The organism is Streptomyces sp. SD15 (assembly GCF_054462255.1).
Genome location: NZ_JBTLMO010000010.1, coordinates 155402 through 171112, shown reverse-complemented (window position 1 = coordinate 171112; position 15711 = coordinate 155402). Strand labels below are relative to the sequence as shown.

The 15711-nt window shown below is 70.0% G+C and carries 13 protein-coding genes and 3 pseudogenes; 10 read left to right on the top strand and 6 right to left on the bottom strand.

The window, feature by feature from the left end:
• Positions 1-5: 5 nt before the first annotated feature.
• Both ACX28W_RS12910 and ACX28W_RS12905 read left to right on the top strand, forming a co-directional pair.
• A complete protein-coding gene (locus tag ACX28W_RS12910; RefSeq protein WP_458999050.1) occupies positions 6-2219 on the top strand; it encodes a molybdopterin oxidoreductase family protein in 2214 nt (737 codons plus the stop codon).
• Between the two features lie 157 nt (positions 2220-2376).
• Positions 2377-4524, top strand: a complete 2148-nt coding sequence (locus ACX28W_RS12905; RefSeq protein WP_458999049.1) for a glycoside hydrolase family 36 protein — start codon at positions 2377-2379, stop codon at positions 4522-4524.
• Between the two features lie 90 nt (positions 4525-4614).
• On the opposite strand, the gene ACX28W_RS12900 is transcribed toward ACX28W_RS12905, so the two are convergent.
• Positions 4615-5025: a gamma-glutamylcyclotransferase family protein gene (locus ACX28W_RS12900; protein ID WP_458999048.1), complete on the bottom strand. Its 411-nt coding sequence runs from the start codon at positions 5023-5025 to the stop codon at positions 4615-4617.
• Positions 5026-5213: 188 nt separating this feature from the next.
• Here ACX28W_RS12900 and ACX28W_RS12895 point away from each other — a divergent pair, with 188 nt between their 5' ends.
• Together ACX28W_RS12895 and ACX28W_RS12890 are read left to right on the top strand one after the other, a co-directional pair.
• A complete protein-coding gene (locus ACX28W_RS12895) occupies positions 5214-6887 on the top strand; it encodes a M4 family metallopeptidase (RefSeq protein ID WP_458999047.1) in 1674 nt (557 codons plus the stop codon).
• 263 nt (positions 6888-7150) lie between these two features.
• Positions 7151-7401 (top strand): annotated as a pseudogene (locus ACX28W_RS12890) (IS110 family transposase); the annotation flags it as partial.
• Between the two features lie 86 nt (positions 7402-7487).
• Here ACX28W_RS12890 and ACX28W_RS12885 read toward each other — a convergent pair.
• Positions 7488-7754 (bottom strand): annotated as a pseudogene (locus tag ACX28W_RS12885) (hypothetical protein); the annotation flags it as partial.
• A 778-nt stretch (positions 7755-8532) separates the two neighbouring features.
• On the opposite strand from ACX28W_RS12885, the gene ACX28W_RS12880 reads away from it, so the two are divergent.
• Positions 8533-8970 carry a cupin domain-containing protein gene (locus ACX28W_RS12880; protein ID WP_458999046.1) on the top strand — a complete coding sequence of 146 codons (438 nt, stop codon included), beginning with the start codon at positions 8533-8535 and terminating at the stop codon, positions 8968-8970.
• Positions 8971-9494: 524 nt separating this feature from the next.
• On the opposite strand, the gene ACX28W_RS12875 is transcribed toward ACX28W_RS12880, so the two are convergent.
• Positions 9495-9743 carry a hypothetical protein gene (locus ACX28W_RS12875; RefSeq protein ID WP_458999091.1) on the bottom strand — a complete coding sequence of 83 codons (249 nt, stop codon included), beginning with the start codon at positions 9741-9743 and terminating at the stop codon, positions 9495-9497.
• Between the two features lie 163 nt (positions 9744-9906).
• Here ACX28W_RS12875 and ACX28W_RS12870 point away from each other — a divergent pair, with 163 nt between their 5' ends.
• Positions 9907-10134: a DUF397 domain-containing protein gene (locus ACX28W_RS12870; protein WP_458999045.1), complete on the top strand. Its 228-nt coding sequence runs from the start codon at positions 9907-9909 to the stop codon at positions 10132-10134.
• Between the two features lie 386 nt (positions 10135-10520).
• Positions 10521-11114, top strand: coding sequence for a hypothetical protein (locus tag ACX28W_RS12865; protein ID WP_458999044.1), 594 nt, complete (start codon positions 10521-10523; stop codon positions 11112-11114).
• On the opposite strand, the pseudogene ACX28W_RS12860 reads toward ACX28W_RS12865, so the two are convergent.
• A pseudogene (locus tag ACX28W_RS12860) lies at positions 11062-11226 on the bottom strand (transcriptional regulator); the annotation flags it as partial. The gene ACX28W_RS12865 and the pseudogene ACX28W_RS12860 sit on opposite strands and share 53 nt — an antisense overlap.
• Before the next feature lie 97 nt (positions 11227-11323).
• Entirely contained in the window at positions 11324-11971 is a 648-nt protein-coding gene (locus ACX28W_RS12855; RefSeq protein ID WP_458999043.1) for an NADPH-dependent FMN reductase, read from the bottom strand.
• Between the two features lie 326 nt (positions 11972-12297).
• Between ACX28W_RS12855 and ACX28W_RS12850 the strand changes: the two genes are divergently transcribed.
• The 3 genes from ACX28W_RS12850 to ACX28W_RS12840 all read left to right on the top strand — a co-directional run bounded on the left by ACX28W_RS12850 (position 12298) and on the right by ACX28W_RS12840 (position 14840).
• The gene (locus ACX28W_RS12850; protein ID WP_362077563.1) at positions 12298-12816 is read left to right on the top strand and encodes a hypothetical protein; all 519 of its coding nucleotides are present in this window, start codon (positions 12298-12300) and stop codon (positions 12814-12816) included.
• 187 nt (positions 12817-13003) lie between these two features.
• Positions 13004-13633, top strand: coding sequence for a class F sortase (locus tag ACX28W_RS12845; protein ID WP_458999042.1), 630 nt, complete (start codon positions 13004-13006; stop codon positions 13631-13633).
• Positions 13634-13760: 127 nt separating this feature from the next.
• Complete coding sequence (locus ACX28W_RS12840; RefSeq protein WP_458999041.1) at positions 13761-14840, top strand: S1C family serine protease; 1080 nt, start codon at positions 13761-13763, stop codon at positions 14838-14840.
• Positions 14841-14858: 18 nt separating this feature from the next.
• Here the strand turns inward: ACX28W_RS12840 and ACX28W_RS12835 are convergent, their stop codons facing one another.
• Positions 14859-15641, bottom strand: coding sequence for a sulfite exporter TauE/SafE family protein (locus tag ACX28W_RS12835; protein WP_458999040.1), 783 nt, complete (start codon positions 15639-15641; stop codon positions 14859-14861).
• Positions 15642-15711 lie beyond the last annotated feature (70 nt).

Below are 15711 nucleotides of genomic sequence, written 5' to 3'. Positions count from 1 at the left end.
GCAGTATGCCGACCTCCGCGACGCCCACCCACTGCCCGTACTGCGCTCTGCAGTGCGGGATGAATCTGACGCCCGCGCCCGGCGGGACCGTCGAGGTGGCGGAGCGCGCGGACTTTCCGGTGAACCGGGGCGCTCTGTGCGGCAAGGGCCGTACGGCGCCCGCGCTGCTCTCGTCCCAGGTGCGGCTGACCTCCCCGCTCATCCGGAACGCGGGCGTTCTGGAGCCCGCCACCTGGGACGAGGCCCTGGACCGGATCGCCGCGGGGCTGTCCCGCACGCGCACGGAGCATGGCCCGGACGCGTGCGGGGTGTTCGGCGGGGGCGGACTGACCAACGAGAAGGCGTACGCCCTCGGGAAGTTCGCCCGCGTCGTCCTCGGCACCTCGCAGATCGACTACAACGGCCGCTTCTGCATGTCCTCCGCGGCGGCGGCCGGCATCAAGGCCTTCGGCCTGGACCGGGGGCTGCCGTTCCCTCTGGAGGACATCCCGAGGACCGGCTGTCTGATCCTGGTCGGCTCGAACCTCGCCGAGACGATGCCGCCCGCGCTGCGCTACCTCACCGAGCTGAAGGAGAACGGCGGCACGCTGATCGTCATCGACCCGCGCCGCACCCGTACGGCCGAGCAGGCGGACCTGCATCTGGCGCCCCGCCCGGGCACGGACCTGGCGCTGGCGCTGGGCCTGCTGCATCTGATCGTCGCCGAGGGACGCACGGACGAGGCGTACATCCAGGAGCGGACGAGCGGCTGGGAGGAGGCGCGGGCAGCGGCCATGGCGCACTGGCCGGAGTACGTGGAGCGGATCACGGGGGTATCCGTTCCACAACTCCGGGAAGCGGTACGGCTGTTCTGCGAGCCTTCGGCCGCGATGGTGCTCACCGCGCGCGGGCCCGAGCAGCAGTCCAAGGGTACGGACACCGTGGGCGCGTGGATCAACCTGACGCTGGCGACGGGGCGTTCAGGGCGACCGCTGTCCGGGTACGGCTGTCTGACCGGGCAGGGCAACGGGCAGGGCGGGCGCGAACACGGCCAGAAGGCCGACCAGTTGCCCGGCTACCGCAAGCTGACGGACCCGGCGGCACGGCGGCACGTGGCCGAGGTGTGGGGCGTCGACCCGGACTCACTGCCGGGTCCGGGCCGCAGCGCGTACGAACTCCTCGACGCGATGGGTACGGACATCCGCTCGCTGCTGCTGATGGGGTCGAACCCGGTGGTCTCCGCGCCCCGGGCCGCGCACATCGAGGAGCGCCTGAAGTCGCTGGACTTCCTGGCGGTCGCGGACGTCGTCCTCTCCGAGACGGCCGCCCTCGCCGACGTCGTCCTCCCGGTCACCCAGTGGGCCGAGGAGACGGGCACCACCACGAACCTGGAAGGCCGCGTCCTGCTGCGCCGCCGGGCCCTCACCCCGCCCTCCGGCGTACGCAGCGACCTGGAGGTCCTGCACGAACTGGCCGCCCGCCTCGGCGACGGCATGGAGAAGGGCTTTCCGACGGACCCGGAGGAGGTCTTCGAGGAGCTGCGGCGGGCCAGCGCGGGCGGGGTGGCGGACTACTCGGGAATCACTTATCGGCGGTTGGCGGAGGGCGAAGGGGCCGGGGTGTTCTGGCCGTGCCCGGCGCAGGATCCGCCGCACGGAGGTGCGGGTGCTCTCGCGGGCGAGCCTGCGGGCGACGTCGAGGAGGCGGGCTTCGACCTGGCGGCTGACGACCCGGCGAGCGACACCGACGGCGGCCGCCTGCCCGATGACGTACACCCCGGCACTCCCCGGCTCTTCCTCGACCGTTTCGCCACCGAGGACGGGCGGGCGCGGTTCGTCGCCGTGTCGCATCGGGGCATCGCCGAGGAGCCGGACGCCGAGTATCCGCTGCTGCTGACCACCGGGCGCGTGGTCGCGCAGTACCAGTCGGGGGCGCAGACCCGGCGCGTCGACGAGCTCAACGCGGCCGCGCCCGGACCCTTCGTGGAGATGCATCCGCGGCTGGCCGAGCGGCTCGGCGCCGTGGACGGGGACGCCGTGGCCGTCGTATCGCGGCGGGGACGGGCCGTCGCGCCGGCCCGGATCACCACCGGCATCCGCCCCGACACCGTCTTCATGCCCTTCCACTGGCCGGGCGAGGGCCGGGCCAACACCCTGACCAACCCGGCCCTCGACCCGACCTCACGCATGCCGGAGTTCAAGGCGTGCGCGGTACGGCTGGAGGCGGTCACCCGGCCGTAGGGGGCCGCGCGACGCCGACGATGAAGCTCTTCCCGGCAGGCCAACTGTCTTTCTGTCAACCCTCGTTGGCGGAGTGTGACAGTGCCTAGCATGGGGCCGTGCCACCCCGCTGGTCACCCGACCGGTTCGGGATCGGTCGGCGGCGGGGGATGATCACGTGACGCAGGACGACAGCTACCGCTGGGGCCATTCCGGACTCGGGGCCGACTTCGATCTGAACGGTCGCGCACCCCGGCTGGTCCGGCTGACGCGGCCCGGCGAACCGGAGCCCAAGGAGGCCGCCGGTGCCGTCGGCGGCGCCGAGGCCGGGCCGCCGCTCGTCGACGTGACCCTGCTCGGGGACGGGACCGGCTGGTCCGCGCCGCGCTTCACGGGTACGGCACTCGGGCAGCGCCTCCGGCACCGCGCCCACCACGCCACGTACGGCGACGGCTGGCACCACCTCACCATCCAACTCCAGGACCCGACAGGCGGATTGACGGTCTTCGTCGAGTACGCCTCGCCGGACGCGGTACCCGTGCTGCGCACCCGCGTCCGGCTCCGCAACGACGGGGACGCGCCGGTCACCGTGCGCTCCGTCAGCAGTCTGCTGCTGGGCGGGCTCCCTTCGCCGGACGTGCTCGACGTACAGCGGGCCCGCAATGACTGGGGTGCCGAATGCCGTTGGTACGAGGAGGAGTTGCGGGAGTCCGTGCCCGACATCGGGCGCGCGCTCCACGGGCACGACGGACGGGCCGGGATACGGCTCGCCGGGCACGGGAGCTGGCCCACCGACGGGTATCTGGCGATGGGCGCGTTCACCGACCGTACGGACGGGCGCTGCTGGCTCTGGCAGATCGAGTCCGCCGCGAGCTGGCTGTGGGAGACGGGCGAGGCGGACCACCACACCTACCTGTCCCTGAGCGGCCCGACGGCGGACGATCATCAGTGGCATCACGTCCTCGCCCCCGGCGCCGAGTTCGCTTCGGAGTACGCGGCCGTCGCGCTCGGCGACGGTTTCGACGGAGCGCTGGCCGCGCTGACCTCGTACCGCCGCCTGATCCGCCGCCCGCACCCGGACCACGAGCGGCTCCCCGTCGTCTTCAACGACTACATGAACACGCTCATGGGCGACCCGACCACCAGCAAGCTGCTGCCCCTGATCGACGCGGCGGCCGAGGCGGGCGCGGAGTACTTCTGTATCGACGCCGGGTGGTACGACGACGAGGGCGGGGGCGAGGACGGGGCTGCCGACGGGGGCGAGGACGGGGGCTGGTGGGACAGCGTCGGTGCGTGGCTGCCGTCGGCGCGGCGCTTTCCCGGTGGTCTCGAGGCCGTGCTCGGCCGGATCCGGGAGCGCGGAATGGTGCCGGGGCTGTGGCTGGAGCCGGAGGTGGTCGGCGTACGCAGTCCGGTCGCGGCCGAGTTGCCGGACGACGCCTTTCTCCGCCACGCGGGCGGTGTGCGCGTCACCGAACAGGGGCGCCACCAGCTGGACTTGACGCATCCGGCCGCCCGCGCGCATCTCGACCGTACGGTCGACCGGATCGTCGGCGACTGGGGCGTGGGCTATCTCAAACTCGACTACAACATCACCACCTCCGCGCCGGGGCTCCTCGACCACTCGCGCGCCTGGCTGTCCTGGCTGTCGGCCGTGCTGGACCGCCATCCGGGTCTGGTCGTGGAGAACTGCGGGTCGGGCGGTATGCGCATGGACGGCGCGTCCCTCGCCGTCGCCCAGCTCCAGTCCACCTCCGACCAGCAGGATCCGCTCCGCTACCCACCCATCGCCGCCTCCGCGCCGACCGTGGCGCCGCCCGAGCAGGGGGCCGTATGGGCATATCCACAACCGGAGTTCACGGACGAGGAGATCGGCTTCACGCTCGGCTCGGCGCTGCTGGGGCGGGTCCATCTCTCCGGGCATCTCGATCGCATGACATCGCGGCAACTCGGGCTCGTGCGGGACGCGATGGCGACGTACAAGGGGCTGCGGGGTGAGCTGCGGAGCGCGGTGCCGTTCTGGCCGCTGGGGCTGCCGAGGTGGACGGACGCGTGGGTGGCGCTGGGGATGCGGGCGCCGGTCGCGGGGGCGACGTATGTGTCGGTGTGGTGGCGGGGCGGTGATTCGGGCGAACAGGTACTTCCCGTACCGCACTTGGCGGGGCAGGAGGATGTCCGGGTGGAAATCCTGCATCCGTCGGCTCCGGCCGGGACGGCGGAGTGGGACGGGGCGGCGGAGTGGGACGGGGCGGCGGAGTGGGAGGGGGCGGCGCTGCGCGTGACGTTGCCGCGGGCCCCTGGGACGCTGCTGGTGCGGCTCATGTGACGCACGTCGGCCGGCTGTTCATGGAACGGTCACGTCCGACCGGCACCCCACCTGCCCTGCGGACGTCTGTCGGGGTGGAGGCCTCGCACCTCAGCCGCGCCCGCGCCATTCCCCGCCCTCGATGAGCTTTCCGCAGGCCCGCAACCCGGCGGCGACGGCGGGCGCCGCCACGTACACCCAAGCCTGTACGGCCGTCCCGTCCGCGCGGGTCACCTCCCGGGCCACCCGCTCGTACAGATTGCGGGGGTCGCCCGGCACGTACTCCTCCAGCCGGTCGAGCGCGCCGAGCAGCTCCCCGTACACCTCGGGCAGCGCGGTGACCAGTTCCCCGCGGACCACACCTCCGCTCTCCTCCACGGCGTAGGGGTAGCCGGGCCCGTCGTACAGCACCGCGCCCGTCAGCCCTCCCGGCTCCTCCGACGCCGTGCGTCCGCGCAGGAAGAGGGCGTGGTTGCGCTCGCCTGGGCGCAGGGTGCCGTAGACGAAGAAGGACAGGTTCACTCGGCCGTCCCCTTCTCCACTCGTCCCCTTCTCCACTCGTCTCCTCTTCCACTCGTCTCCTCGGGCTGCCCGCTTCACAGGCCTTTGCAGAAACGATTCTCACCCCTCACACCTCCCCCAGTAAGCGCTATGGACATGCCATGTCATGACCCCTTAAACCTGAGATCAACTTCAGCACAAGGAGACCGATGCGCAGGACACAGCAGATCCGCGGTTCCCGTTCCCGTCTCGCCACCGCCTGCATAGCCGCGACGGCCGCCACGCTGCTGGCGGCCGCGCTCACCCCGACCGCGAACGCGGAAGTGAACGCGAACGCGAACGCGGACGGCAGTCCGACCGCGGCCACCGCGATCGACAACGCGGCCTCGGTGCTGCTGAACCAGGCCGCGCGCCTGGGCCTGACCTCCGCGCAGGGTACCGACGTCCGGGACGTCGTCGTGGACGCGGACGGCAGCCAGCATGTGCGCTACGACCGTACGTACCGTCAACTCCCGGTACTCGGCGGCGACTTCGTCCTCCACCTGACCCCGAACGGCTCCTACCGCGGCGCCGACCGCGCCACCACCCGCGCCCTCTCCCTCTCGACCATCAAGCCCTCGCTCTCCGCACCGAAGGCCGCCGACCTGGCCTCGGCCGCGCTGCGCGCCGCGAACGTCGGTGAGCTGCTGAAGAAGGTGACGGCCAAGCCCGAGCTGGTCGTCGACGCCCTGCACGGCGCACCCCGGCTGGCCTGGCGCACCGACGTGGTCGGACAGGACTCCCTCGGCAACCCGGTCGCCCGCACCGTGCTGACCGACGCCCGCAGCGGCGACCAGATCGACGCGTGGGACAGCATCGAGACGGCGACGGGGGACGGGCGGTCGCTGTACGGCGGCACGGTCCCGCTGAAGACGACGCTCTCCGGATCGACGTACCAGCTCAAGGACGCGACGCGCGGGAACACGTACACCGGCGACGCCGCGAACAAGACGGACGTGTGCATCCTCGGGATCTGCATCAGCCGCGCGCCCGCGACGCTCTTCACGGACGCGGACAACCACTGGGGCACCGGGACGGCGTCCGACCGCTCGTCGGCGGCGGTCGACGCGCAGTACGGCACGGACAAGACCTGGGACTACTACAAGAACGTCCATGGCCGCAGCGGTATCGCCGGCGACGGCAAGGGCTCGTACAACCGCGTGCACTACGGCAGCAGCTACAACAACGCCTTCTGGGACGACAGTTGCTTCTGCATGACCTATGGGGACGGTGACGGGACGACGCTCGGACCGCTGGTGGCCCTGGACGTCGCGGGCCACGAGATGTCCCACGGCGTCACGTCGACCACGGCGGCGCTGACGTACTCGGGCGAGTCCGGCGGGCTCAACGAAGCGACGTCGGACATCTTCGGCACACTGGTCGAGTTCTACGCGGCCAACTCCACCGATCCCGGCGACTACTTGATCGGCGAGAAGGTCGTCCGCTCGGGCTTCGGCAAGAAGGCCCTGCGCTTCATGGACAAACCGTCGAAGGACGGCAACTCGGTGGACTGCTGGAGCAGTTCGGTCAACAACCTGGACGTCCACTACTCCTCGGGCGTCGCCAACCACTTCGCGTACCTCCTCGCCGAGGGCAGCGGCGCGAAGACCATCAAGGGCGTCTCGTACAACTCCCCCACCTGCAACGGCTCGACGGTCACCGGCATCGGCCACAACAAGCTCGGCGCCATCTGGTACCGCGCCCTCACGGTCTACATGACCTCCTCGACCGACTACGCCGCCGCCCGCACGGCGACGCTGAACGCGGCGAAGGATCTGTACGGGGCGGGAAGTGCGGAGTACAAAGCGGTGGCGGCGGCCTGGTCTGCGGTGGGGGTGAGCTGAGCCCCGTTGTCTTTTTCGCGGTCCTGCAAGAGGGCCGCCGGCCTCCGGGCCCGGCATGACCGTTGCCCCCTGTCGAACAGCTGACCTGGGGGTGGTGTCACCGGGCCCGAGGGGTGCCGTCGGAGACGCTGATCAGAGGCCCGGCCACCGCCCGGCCGTGCGCAACGCATGGCATCGTTCGGACGGCAGGACTGCACAACGTGGATGCGCGCGAACGGCCCCACCACCGAGGCCGGCACCGCATCGGAACACGTGGGGGCACGGTGATCGAAATCGACAGGGTGGGCATCTTCCTCGGCCTGGACGTCGGCAAGAGCACACATCACGGCCATGAGCTGACCCCGGCCGACAAGAAAGTCTTCGACAAGCCCCTGGCCAACAGCGAACCCACAATGAGGACCGCCTGGACAAGCTCCGGACCAAGTTCGGCACCGTCCTCGTGATCGTGGACGAGCCCACCTCCATCGGCGCCCTGCCCCTGGCCGTCGCCCGCGACGCGGAGAACCGTGTTGCCAATGAAATACGAGACGATCAGGCTGTGCACTACGAGGTGACTCCGGTATACCAGGGGACCGCCTCAGGAATTCCTGATCTCATCCACCCCTTGTACTTGGGGTAGAGCGCCTCGAAGCCGTCGGTGTTGAAGTCGTGCATCACATCGCGGACCCGCGCGCTGGTGAACGTCACCTCGGCGATCTCCGCCACCGCCATGCCCTGTGCTGACAGCAGCACCATCTGGGCCCGCCGCCACGTCACGACCGAGCCGGTGCCTCTGCGGATGATCCGCAGCAGCCTCCGGCCTTCATCGTCATCGATCTCACGAACCCGTACACGTTCTGCCGCCCGGACAGACTCATGGTGACGCACCGCCTGCGTCAGCACCCGAGCGGCGCGTCACATCACAACAGGGCAGACGCTGCTTGATACGGCGCTGGATGCCGGCCGATGACATGGCGCGATGCGGTCTCGATGCCGCTGGCTCCCGGATTGTGGCGGCCGCCGACGGGAGGCAGGATGGTGTCGAGACCGTTTGGGCAAGGCAGAAGGCACACGGCCTTTCCCGGATGCGGGCTGTGGCTTGTCCTCATCGCGAAGCGAGTTGTGTGAGCCGGGAACCGGCGAACTTGGTCACCGCCGAACGAGTGGGTCGGTACACCGGTCCGGAATGCGGTGGCCGACGCAAGATCGTCCATTCCGGGCAGGCTCGTGCGCAGTGCTCCTGATGGCCTGTGCATCCTTGGTGCGACTGGGTATCACGGGGTGGTGCTCAATGTGGTGTGATCAGGTTTTTGTGGCACTTTCCGGTGACTGTGCGTCTGCAATCACGATTCCGGTCTCCTTGAGAATCCGCCCCGTGCCCAGGAAAGCGACGCGGGGTCCCCGCCCCGCCCGGGTCCACACCGGAGCGGAAAGCGTCCGGCGGGGCGGATACCGCAGCCTCCGAATCACCGCAGCCGGCAGCGCCACAGGCGGCAGTTACCGCACACGATGAGCACCCGCACCGCACCCGGCGGCGACGGCCCACGGACCACCGGCAGGCATCCACACCCCGCCCAGCACGACGGACCGCTTCCCAGCATCCAGGAAAACCCAGGATCGCCCAGGGAACCTCAGCTCATCAGCGACGCTTACGGAGGTGTGGTACATGTCAGCGAAGAACCCAGAACACGGGAGCGCCCACGAGGTCTCCTTGCCGCCCGAAGTCAAGTTGCTGCAGGAAGTCACTCCGCCCTTCTTTCCCGAAGGTGGTTCGGGAATGACCATCCTCGTCGAGTGGCCTCCCGGTCACCCCGGGCTCCCTCCGCATCGCCACTCGGGCCCGTCGTTCGGCTACGTGATGGAGGGCGCGCTCCGGTTCGAGCTCGAGGGTGAGCCGGAGCGTGTGGTCGAGGCCGGTGGGACGTTCTGGGAGCCAGGCGGTGACGTGATCCACTACCAGGACGGCAACGCCCTGTCGGACGCACCGACCAAGTTCGTGGTGACCATGGTGTGCGCGCCGGGTCAGCCGATGCTCACGCTGGTCGACGAGGAGGAGCTGACGGAACGGGCGCACCTGCGCGCCCCACGTCCCTCCGAAGGCTGACCCGCGAGATCGACAAGAGTGCGGAGTCCGGAACACCGATCCAGGTGCCGGGCTTTGCAGCAACCTCCGGCCTTCATCGTCATCGATCTCACGAACCCGCACACGTTCTGCCACCCGGACCGACTCATGGTGACGCACCGCTGCGCCAGCACCCGAGCGGCGCGTCACATCACAACAGGGCAAACGTAGCTATCCATCCCCCGGGGGAGTGGGTCTGTGCGGCCGCCTCGGTCTTCCGGCCAACGGCGGAAGGCGGCCGCCGACCGGCTCAGAGCGCCGGGACGACCCTGACCACGGTCACGGTCAGCACGGAACCCGAGACGTAGGAGAGGACGATGGCGCCGAGGACCGTCGCCTCGCGTCGGTCACGTTCACCCCGTACGGCGGTCGATCCGTGCCCGTACGGCGGTCGATCCGTGCCCGTACGGATCGCGGCCGATCGTCCGCGCCATCGCGCCCCGGAACACCTCGGCGTTCCGCATCTTGGCCAGGGTCGGCGGGCGAGGCGTAGGTGATGCGGTAGCTCAAGCGACGCCCCGCCTCTCGGCCTCGTCCGCCGCGAGCCGCCGCAGCAGCGCTTCGGCCTCCGGGTCGGGCACGGCCTCGAGCATCCAGTGCCGCATCACGGCGTGGATCTCCTGCACCCCGGCCTCGTTGATGGCGGTGTCGAACTCCCCTCGCCGCTCCTCGGGAAGGGCGGCCCGGATGTCGTCAATGCTGTTGGGGACCTCGACCTCGACACCGCCGACGAAGGTCTTCAACGGTTCGGCCATGGTCGTCCTCCTTGGTGGCGGGGGTTCGCTGCCGCCGCGGTAGTGGGCGGTGGCCACCCGGCGTACGAGGTCCAGCTCGCACCACACCGATTTGCCGACGCTCAACTCCCACACGCCCCAGCGGTCGGCGACGTGACCGACGATCAGCAGCCCGCGCCCGAACATGTCGTCCGCGGTCGCCTCGCGCGGACTCGGCCGTAACTCACCCTTCGGATCGGACACCGCGAGCGATGGCCAACACGAGTGCGTTGAGATAGCCACCAACATCCCCACCACCATCGCCATACGCGACTCCAAGAACCCCACCGTCCCCTCCCTCCTCCTCCAGCCCCCCACCTGGACGCACTTTCACACCGCGCTGCTCTCCTCGGCCGGGATCGGGGGCGCCTGAGGCCGAGCCGCTCGTGGGCGGGTGGGGTCGGGGGCGCTCATCCCGTACGGATGAACTCGCTCTCCACACCCTGAAGATGCCGCCGCAGGAAGCTCACCTGATGCCACAGCAGCTTCTCCGTGGAGGACCGCCCAAGCGCCGGTGTGCGACAAGGACTGACCCGAAGGCGAGGACGGGCCGGTACCGGCGGATGCCACGGCCGGGGCCTTGGCACCACGTCCGGGACGGACTCTCCGCCAGGTCTGTGCGGGGCCTGTGCCGGGTGTGTGACAGGTGGGGTACGGCTGTGCCACGTGATCGTCAACCGGTTGTAGTGTCCCGCCAGTTACCGCTTAGCATCACGGCGGACGCATGGTGAACTGGTGATTCCAGGGGGGCTTGTGGTCGTGACAAGGGAAGCGCTGCGCCTCGGCTGCGCCGTCGCGGTGTGCGGCCTGGTGGTGGTCGGCTGTACCTCCGGTGGAGGCGAGCCGTCCGGGTCGACGCCTGCGAAGAAGGCCGCTGCCACGACGACTGCCGGCCCGTCGTCGACCGCCGTCGTGGACATCGATCCCGCCGAACTGCCGACGACGAGGGCCCAGGCCGCCGCGCTGATCCGGGACGTCATCGCGGACCCCTCCGCCTTCGGCCCCGGCGCCGTCCGCCGGACCCCGTACGAGAGCGACCCGCGGCGCTCGCCGGTCCTCGGCGACGACTGTGTCTGGGAGCAGCAGGCACTCCCGAAGGACGTCCTCGCCACCTTGACCCACTCCTACGAGATACCGGCGAGCGGCGCCAAGGGCCCGGTCCGGCTGAGCGCCGTCGTCACGGTGCACCGCACCCCCGAGCAGGCCGACTGGGAGAACGCCGAGGTCCTGGAGGAGATGATGCGCTGCCCCTCGCAGCAGCTGCGCTCCGACGAGGTGATCACGTCCCTGAACGACGTCCCGAACTCATCATCGACAGCAGCCGCAGCCGGACCGGGTCTCCGAGAGCTTTGAACACCTTGGCCAGCTCCGCCGCGCGCTCGTCGTCCAGCGGTGCGGACGCCAGTCCGTCGCAGCAGGAACCGGCCGTGCCCTGGCCGATCACCTCAAGCTCTTGTTTCGACATGCCTCTATGTTGACGTTTTTCGATCCAAGTCGCAAGGTTGCATCGACCCACGTCAATACAGGCCCTTCCGGGGCGGGGTTCGTCGTTGCGGCCGCGCTCACCCCCCGTACGGCCGCCTCTCCTTCGCCTCCCGCAGTGCGCGCCCCCACCACACCACCTGGTCCAGCATCGTCTTCGCGGCCGCGTCCGGGGCCGAGGAGTCCTTCAGGCGGCCCGCGTCGTCGAAGGACCCGCCCGCATTGTGGAAGGACACCGTGTCGCGCACCGTCACGGCGTGGAGTTCGGCGAAGACCTGGCGGAGGTGCTCGACGGCGCGGAGGCCTCCGGCGAGGCCGCCGTAGGAGACGAGGGCGACGGGCTTGGCCCGCCACTCGGCGTAGTGCCAGTCGATGAGGTTCTTCAGGCCGGCGGGGAAGGAGTGGTTGTACTCGGGGGTGAGGACGACGAAGGCGTCGGCGGACGCCAGTTTCGGGGTGACGGCGGCGAGCGCGGCGGTCGCCTCGGGGGTTGGGGACAGAGTGGTGGGCAGCTGGATGTCGGCGACGTCCACGACCTCCGGTACGAGATCGCCGCGCTCCCGGATCCGGCTCAGCAGCCAGTCGGCGACCACGGGACCGAAGCGGCCCTCGCGGTTGCTGCCGACGACGACGGCGACACGTACGACATCAAAGGCGGCGGAGGTCGCGGAAGTGGCGGAGGTGGCGGAGGCGTCAGGGGCTGTTTGCTCAGGGGCAGTTGTCTTCATGCCGCGCAGCCTGCTACCTCAACCTCCCTTGAGGTCAAGGCGTCGCGGACCCACCCGGTCACCCGTTCACCCTCCTGCCCGCCGATCTTCGGGTTCTTTTCCACGACGCACCGGCTGTACGGCGGTGACCTGCTGGAATGCCGTTGAACCGCCCCCATCCGGCCCCCGTACGGCCCTCCGTCCGCCACCCGTTCACCGCACTTCTGACGTGTTCTCAGGAAGCGGGCGCGGCCGTGTGCCACTTACCTCGGTGGAGCAGGGGCACGACCGACGCAGCGGCACTTGGGGGTGCCGCCGGCCGCGCCCCCTCGGAGGAGCAAGCAACCATGCGACGCACAGCCCGTCTGCTGACCGGTACCGCGCTCGCCGTCGCCGCCGCGGGCCTCGCCGCCGCGCCCGCGTACGGCGGGAACACGGGGAGGCTGGAGGTGTTTCCCTCCACCGTCGTCCCGGGCTCCGACGTCACCGTCAACACGGCGGTGTGCGGCGCGGAGGGCCCCGCGACGGGCGACGCCAGTGCGGTCGGCGCGGGCACCTTCATGCTCGCCGCCAGCGCGCACGAACAGGACGCGATCGGGCAGTTCCGGGTGCCGCCGGGCGCGCAGCCGGGGACGTACGAGATCGTCGCGAAGTGCCCCGGCGGCGGGCAGGCCGCCGGTGATCTGATGGTGACCCTGACCTCCACGCGCGAGCAGATTCAGCCGCGTGGGCATGTGAATACGGGAGTCGGTGGCGCACTCGGCCCCGACCCCGTGCAGACCGCGGCGGGAGTGGCGGCCCTGGCCGTCGCCGCCGCGGGCGGTACCTGGCTCCTGCATCGCCGGGCGAGAGGCGACGGGATCTGACGGACACCCTCCGCCGTCCGTCCGCCGGTACCGCCGTCCCCTCCCCCTCCGTGGCTCGACGCCCCTCGCGGCCCGGAGGGGGATGGGGACCCACCCCCACCCACCCCCACCCACAACCCCGATAACCCCCGACGCCTCCCGGCAACCCCTGATACAGCCCCGGAAAGGACCCCGAAAGGAGGCTCCCGTGCGCCGAGTCAGCAACATAGCCATAGCGTCCGTCACCGCGGCCGCCCTCTGCTCCGGCGCCTGGCTGCTGCACAGCGGCGCCGGGAGCCACCCGCCGCCCCAGCCGTCCGCCGCGCAGGCCGCGTCACCCGGCGCCGCCGACAACCAGTCCGCGGCCCCCGCCCTGCCGCACTCCCCGCCGGTCCGCATCCGCATACCCTCGATCGGCGTGAACGCCCCCCTGATGGGCCTCGGCCTCACCCCGCAGGGCAGCCTGGACGTCCCGCCCGCCGAGCGGAAGAACCTCGCCGGCTGGTACGAGGCCGGCACCGCCCCGGGCGAGACGGGCACCGCGATCGTCGCCGGACACGTCGACAACGCCGACGGCCCCGCCGTCTTCTACGACCTCGGCGCCCTCAAGAAGGGCGGCGTCGTCCAGGTGGAGCGACGCGACGGCAGCACCGCCGTCTTCACCGTCGACGCCGTAGAGGCGTACGACGCCCGGAACTTCCCCGACGAGAAGGTGTATGGCGCCGCTCACCGGCCCGAGCTGCGCGTCATCACCTGCGGCGGCGACTATGCGAAGTCGACGGGGTACCGGGGCAACGTGGTCGTCTTCGCCCATCTGACAGGGAGCAGTGCCGGCTGACCGGCGCGGCCTGCCCTCACCGCGACAGGCGAATGTCGGAGCATTAGGCTGAAAGGGCAGATCTTTTGCCCGGCTTGAGAGTTGGTGCCTCCGGCCGGGATTCAGGGGCCAGAGCTAGGAGGCCGTTATGCGGCCGATCACCAGAATATGCGTCGCCATCGCGTCAGCCCTCGCTTTGGGCGGCGGTCTCACCACGACCACGGCCACGGCGGACGACCTGTCGCCGAGGGAGATCTTCGAACGGGTGGCGCCCGCGACCGTGCAAGTGCTGGGTGGCTCCGGAGGTTCCGGTACGGGAATCATCTACGACGCCGAACAAGGTCTCATCCTCACCAACGCCCACGTAGTCGCCGGCGAGACCGCCCTCAAAGTCCGCATCGAGGACCGCGCGCCCGTTCCTGCCCGGCTGTTGGGAAGTGATCCCTGCGAGGACCTGGCGGTCATGAAACTCGCGACGCAACAAGAGGATCTGAAGCAGGTGGAGTTCGGCGACAGCGGCGAACTTCAGCAGGGGGACGAACTGACGGCGATCGGCTACCCCGAGACAATGGGCGAAACGAGTAATCAGAAGGCTGTCCTTACCAACGGGGTGGTCCAGTCGCCCGACGTCGCCCAGACGGGCAATCTGAGTCAGCCCAACCTGCCGTCCACGATCCAGCATTCGGCGACGCTCAATGCCGGAAATTCCGGAGGTCCGCTGCTCAACAGCGAAGCGAAGCTTGTCGGTATCAACGAGGCCATTGCCGCAGGCGAGATTCGAGACCAGAACTTCGCCATCAGCAGCGACCACGCCGAACCCCTTCTCAAAAGGCTTTCCGACGGAGAGGGAAAGAACAATCCCGGATGGCAGAACCTGATCGCGCTCAGCGACCCCAATTTCCTGGCCTACTTCCCCGAGGAAGACCAAGCTAAGATGCAGGCGCTGCAGAAGCGCCTCACCGACAAGAAAATCGACGGTCTCGTCATTTTGAGCGTGGACAACAACTCTCCGGCCAGCAAGGCGAATCTCGAGGCCCGTGACGTCATCACCCACCTCAAGGACACTCCGGTCACCACCGCCCCCCAGGTGTGCGACATTCTTCAGTCGTCCACACCGGGTGAGAAGCTCGGCGTCATCGGAGTATTTACCAGCAGCGGGACATCCGAGGACGGGACGCCCTACAAGTTCGGCGAGCCCTGGCAGACCGACGTCACGCTGAGAAAGTGACGTCCGTCCACCGCGCCGCTATGCGACCCACTGCTGATACCCCAAATTCGCCACCAGCGCGCACACCACCGTCAGCAGCACCACCCGGACGAACCCGCTGCCCTTCTTGAGCGCCGTGCGCGCCCCGACCGTGCCACCGACGAGGTTGAAGACGGCCATCAGCGCGGCCAGCTGCCAGTGGACCGTGCCCTTCCAGGCGAAGGTCGCCAGGGCGCCGGCGTTGGTGCAGCAGTTGACGATCTTGGCGGTGGCCGAGGCGGTCACCAGATCGAGGTGGAGCAGCGCGGTCAGGGCGAGCACGAGGAACGTACCCGTGCCGGGGCCGATCAGCCCGTCGTAGAAGCCGATGCCGAGGCCCGCGAGCCCGATGGCGGCGAGAACGCGGCGCGGGGAGACGGGGGTGGTCGAGGGTGCCGTACCGAAGGCGGGGCGGAAGATCACGAAGGCTCCGACGCCGACCAGGACGACCATGACGACCGGCTTCAGCACCTCGGTGCTCAGCCCGGCCGCGACGAACGCCCCCGCCGTCGAGCCGGCGAGCGCAGCGAGCCCGATCCGTACGGCGAGGCGCACGTCCACGGGCGCCTTGCGCGCGTACGTCACCGCGGCGCCCGTCGTCCCGACGATCGCCACCGCCTTGTTGGTGCCCAGCGCGTACGCCGCCGGAGTACCGGAAGGCAGCCCCAGCAGCAGCGCGGGAAGCAGGAGCAGCCCGCCGCCGCCCACCACGGCGTCGATCCAGCCCGCCGCGAGGGAGGCGAGGCACAGCACAACGACCACGGTCAGCGATATGTCAGACATGATCGCGACCCTATGGACGGGATAGATGCGCCGTCCATGAATTGGCGTCAAGCCTGAGGATCTCCTGAGG